Origin of the sequence: Pseudomonas sp. (assembly GCF_030696055.1) — a bacterium.
GTDB lineage: Bacteria > Pseudomonadota > Gammaproteobacteria > Pseudomonadales > Pseudomonadaceae > Aquipseudomonas.
Genome location: NZ_JAUYNP010000246.1, coordinates 1 through 4,581, shown reverse-complemented (window position 1 = coordinate 4,581; position 4,581 = coordinate 1). Strand labels below are relative to the sequence as shown.

General features: G+C 63.0%; 4 protein-coding genes and 1 pseudogene. 4 read left to right on the top strand and 1 reads right to left on the bottom strand.

Translation table 11 applies throughout. The features are described from left to right. From Q8Q83_RS14450 to nudC, 3 genes and pseudogenes are all read left to right on the top strand, one after another. Positions 1-271 (top strand): annotated as a pseudogene (locus Q8Q83_RS14450) (enoyl-CoA hydratase); the annotation flags it as partial. Positions 272-321: 50 nt separating this feature from the next. Further along, the gene (locus Q8Q83_RS14445) at positions 322-2,001 is read left to right on the top strand and encodes a ferrous iron transporter B (protein WP_305624836.1); all 1,680 of its coding nucleotides are present in this window, start codon (positions 322-324) and stop codon (positions 1,999-2,001) included. After that, a complete protein-coding gene (gene nudC, locus Q8Q83_RS14440) occupies positions 2,002-2,832 on the top strand; it encodes an NAD(+) diphosphatase (protein WP_305624835.1) in 831 nt (276 codons plus the stop codon). Between the two features lie 34 nt (positions 2,833-2,866). On the opposite strand, the gene Q8Q83_RS14435 is transcribed toward nudC, so the two are convergent. Further along, the gene (locus tag Q8Q83_RS14435) at positions 2,867-3,652 is read right to left on the bottom strand and encodes a TSUP family transporter (RefSeq protein ID WP_371132415.1); all 786 of its coding nucleotides are present in this window, start codon (positions 3,650-3,652) and stop codon (positions 2,867-2,869) included. A gap of 101 nt (positions 3,653-3,753) precedes the next feature. On the opposite strand from Q8Q83_RS14435, the gene Q8Q83_RS14430 reads away from it, so the two are divergent. Then, positions 3,754-4,401, top strand: a complete 648-nt coding sequence (locus Q8Q83_RS14430) for a hypothetical protein (protein ID WP_305624834.1) — start codon at positions 3,754-3,756, stop codon at positions 4,399-4,401. The last annotated feature ends 180 nt before the right edge of the window (positions 4,402-4,581 follow it).

Here is a 4,581-nt window from a genome sequence, read left to right as displayed (position 1 = left end):
GGCGGCGCGCAGCATAGGCCTGGTCAACCGCACCTTCGCCGATGCCGACGCCCTGCTCGATGGTGTCATGGGTATCGCCCGGGAGATCGCCAGCAAGTCGCCTGTGGCGATACGCGGCACCAAGGAAATGATTCGCTATATGCGCGACCACCGGGTCGACGATGGCCTCGAGTACATCGCCACCTGGAACGCCGCCATGCTGCAGTCGGTTGACCTGCGCGTGGCCATGGCGGCGCATATGAGCAAGCAGAAGCCGGAGTTCGCCGACTGATGCCGTCCTTCGATCTGTTTTCACCCGCCACGCGGGAGGCGCAATAACCCATGGTCTCTGGAGCCACGTCGCTTAATTTGGTGCGCGATGAACTGTTCACCACCATGGAGGAGGCTGAGTCGAGCCTTGAGCAATTTATCGCCGATCGACACAACGGCAGCCTGCTGCAACAAGCCGTAGAAAACCTGCATCAAGTGCGCGGCACCCTCAACCTGATCGAGTTGGCCGGCGCCGAAATGCTGGCTCAGGAAGTGCTGGACCAGGCCACCGACATTCCCGCCGGCGCAGGCGAGGAGCGTGATGTCCAGCTCTCGGCCCTGAGCAATGCCCTGCATGTGCTGCGTCGTTATCTGGAAAACCTCGAAGCGAACCGTCAGGAGATGCCGGAGTTGCTGTTGCCGGCGATCAACGATCTGCGTCTGGCCGGGCGCCAGCCGGCGTTGCCGGAAAGCTTCTTTTTCAGTGTGCGCCTGGATCAGGCGCGCCCTCACAGCGCGGCTGCCGCGCTGGATGCCGCGGCTAAGGAGAGTGAAGGGCGGCGCCTGCGCCATATGTATCAAGTCGGCTTGCTCGGCTTTATCAGGGAGCAGAACGCCCAGGCTAGTTTGAAATTGATGGGCCGGGCGCTGACGCGCCTGGACAGCCTGTTTGCCAACGAGCCCCGCGGGCGCCTGTGTTGGGTAGGGGCTGCCGCCGTGGAGGCGCAGGTTGATGGCCAGTTGCTGGCACGCAAGCCGCGCAAGCAACTGTTCTCGCGCATCGATCGCGAACTCAAGCAGATGCTCGCCAACCAGCAGTACGAAGCGCCGCGCAGTCTGCTCAAGGAACTCCTCTATCTGGTCGCCCTGGCCGACAGCCGTGGCCCACAGGCGGTCGCCCTGGGTGAAGTCTTCGGCCTGACGCCGCTGCCCTTTACCGATCATATGCTGGAGGCGGAATACCAGCGCCTGGCGGGCCCTGGCCAGGCCGTCATGCGTTCGCTGAGTTCGGCGATCCGTGAGGAGCTGACCAGCGTCAAGGACACCCTCGATCTGATCGAGCGCGGCACCTTGCAAAGCGACAGTCTGACTAACCTGCACGCCTTGCTCGGCAAACTGAGCAAGACCCTGGGCATGGTCGGCCTGAGTTCGGCGGGTAATTCCCTGAATGCGCAGCTGCAGACCGTCGCCAGCTGGAGCGAAGAGCGTGCGCCGGAGCCTGCGGAGCTGAACAGGCTGGCGGATGCCGTGCTCTACGTCGAAGGCATGGTGGCCAGCCTGGAGCGCGGCGAGCGCCGCGAGGTCAGGCCGGTTCAGGCGCAGCTGGGAACCGAAGCCGAGTCCTTTGCCCAGCATCAGCTCAACGAGGCCCGCATAGTCGTGGTCGATGAAGCCCAGGCTGGCCTGGCGCTGGCCAAACGCGCCATCACCGCCTACCTGGAGTCGGGGGGCGATCGCATGCACCTGTCCAATGTGCCCTTCAGCCTGCAAGCCGTGCGTGGCGGGCTCTGGTTTCTCGATCAGGAACGCGCGGGCATTTTGGTGGGAGCCTGCGCCGATTACATTCAGCGGCATATGTACGAGGCGGCGCAGATGCCGTCCGAGCAGATGCTGGAAACCCTCGCCGACGCCTTGAGCAGCCTGGAGTACTACCTGGAAGCCGGTGCGGTGATGCGTCCGGAAACCAAGCCGAGCGTGCTCGACCTGGCGGCTGAAAGTGTGCGCGCCCTCGGCATGCCGATGGTGGCTTGAATGACCCAACGTTGGCAGCCCGCCTTACTCGACAGCCAGCAACCCGGTGGTTGGGTGCTAGCCCATTGCAAACAACAGTTTCTGGCTGACAGCAATGGCGTGTTGTTTCCCCGCGAATGGCTGAAGAAACAGGACCTGCCGATCCTGGCCGAACATGGCCTGGGCCATTTCGATGGCGATGCCATCTACCTGCTGGAGCTGGAACAGCCGATCGAGATGCCCGGTTGCGCCTGGCAGAGCCTGCGCCAGTTTATGCTGCAGGGCGATGACGATACCTTCAAGTTGCTCAGCTATGCCACGCAGATCGGCACCTGGGCCAGCCAGCATCGCTTCTGCGGCAGTTGTGGTGGAGCCATGCAGCACATCGCCGGCGAGCGTGCCATGCACTGCCCGCGCTGCGAGCTGCAGCATTACCCACGGCTGTCGCCGAGCATGATAGTGCTGGTGACCCGCGGCGATGAGATTCTCCTGGCCCGTTCGCCACGCTTCGTTTCCGGGGTCTACAGCACCCTGGCCGGCTTCGTCGAGGCGGGGGAGTCGGTCGAGCACTGTGTGGCGCGGGAAGTGCGCGAAGAAGTCGGGATCGAGGTCCACAACTTGCAGTACCTCGGCAGTCAGGGCTGGCCGTTTCCGCACTCCTTGATGCTGGGTTTTCATGCCGAATACGCCTCTGGCGATATCCACATGCAGGCGGAAGAAATCGAAGATGCGCAGTGGTTCAGCGTGCATGACCTGCCGCCATTGCCGGCCCCCCGTTCCATCGCCCGTTATCTGATCGATGTCTATGTGGCGCGGCGGCTAGGGCTGCCGGAACCGTCGCTGCCGGGGTAGTCGCTCTCGGTGGATGGATACAGCGCCATCCAGCCTACGCCGGCCCGAACCAGTGCTGCCAGGCTAGGCGGGCGGTCAAGGCCAACACCACCAGAATAAAGACCGGGCGGATAAACTTCGAGCCGCCCTTGATCGCCGTACGCGCGCCGAGAAAGGCGCCGACCATCAGTGCCAACCCCATGCTGATGCCCAGCAGCCAGGCTACCTGCCCACTGATGATAAACACGCTGAGCGCGCAGGCGTTGCTGACGAAGTTCATGCTGCGTGCCACCCCGCTGGCGCGCACCAGATCCAGCGGGTAGAGCAGCAAACTGCTGACCGTCCAGAACGCCCCGGTGCCAGGTCCGGCCACCCCGTCGTAGAAACCCAATCCCAGACCCTGTGGCCATTGCCGGCCTTGGCCAATAGGCGCATCGGCGACCAGGGGCGCCGCCGGTGTTTGGCCAAACAGCAGATACAGGCCGCAGGCGAATACCACCGCCGGCAACATCTGGTTGAGCCATGCCGAGGGCAACCAATGGGCCAGCGCTGCCCCCAATAAAGCCCCCACAGCAGTGCCGATCAGCGCATTGAGCCATTGCCTGGGGGCGAACAGCTTGCGCCGGTAAAAGGTGTAACTGGCGGTGGCCGAGCCAAAGGTGGCGCAGAGTTTATTGGTGCCCATGGCCAGGTGCGGGGGGAGGCCGGCGGTCAGCAGGGCGGGAATGGTCAGCAAGCCGCCGCCACCGGCGATGGCGTCGATAAAACCGGCAATAAAGGCGACCAGGGCAAGAATGGCCAAGGTCGACAGGTCAACGCTGAATGCAAAGGGCAGCGGCATAGAAAACACGTCCTGTGTCGAATACTGGGGCTATCTTGCTGGTCGCCAGCGGGGTTGCTGCGCATAATGCCGGCATTTCCCAGCATAAGGAATGCACCTCGATGCAATACGGCGGACTGGCGTGGGCGACGGCATTGTTGGCAGTGCTGGCGGCATTGGTGGCGGCGCGAATCCTGTTCAACCGGCAGTGGTTTCTCGGCTGGTTGCGTGGCACCTGCGGGCTGGCATTTCTCGGTTTGGCCGCGCTGATCGGCGTGCTGACCTACGACCTCAGCAGCTACCGCCCTATTCCCGAAGGCAAACCCCTGGCGACCCTGAGTTTCAAGGCCGACGGCCCCTACTACAGGGTCAACCTATTGGAGGGCGGCCGGGAACGCAGCCTGACCATGGAAGGCGATCTCTGGCAGCTGGATGCGCGCGTTCTGCAATGGAAGGGCTTGGCCGCCTTGATCGGTTTGCAACCCGGCTATCGCCTGGAAAAGCTCTCCGGACGCTTTCTCGCCATCGAACAGCAATCCCTCGCCCAACACACCCGCGTCGCCCTGGCCCGCAGCCCCTATGGCATAGACCTGTGGCGCTGGCTGCGGCTGGGCCAGCATGATCTGTTTATCTTCGATCCCCAGGCGCGGCGGGTGACCTATTTGCCGGTCGCCGACGATGCGGTCTACAGCATCAGCCTGACGCCCGCCGGTTTGCTTGCCCAGCCGATGAATCAGGCGGCCAAGCAGGCCTTGCAAGACTGGCGATAAATCTCAGGCAGAAAAAAGGGACCCGCAGGTTAATGCCGATCAGTTAAGCCCTCTTACTTGACCTTTGGCCGCAAGAAATCAAAATCCGATGCCAGTATTGGCATCGGATTTTTTATGCGTCTCGCTCGGGCACTGGAACTCACCCACAACCTCGCCTCCACTCCCAACTCCATCGAGGGG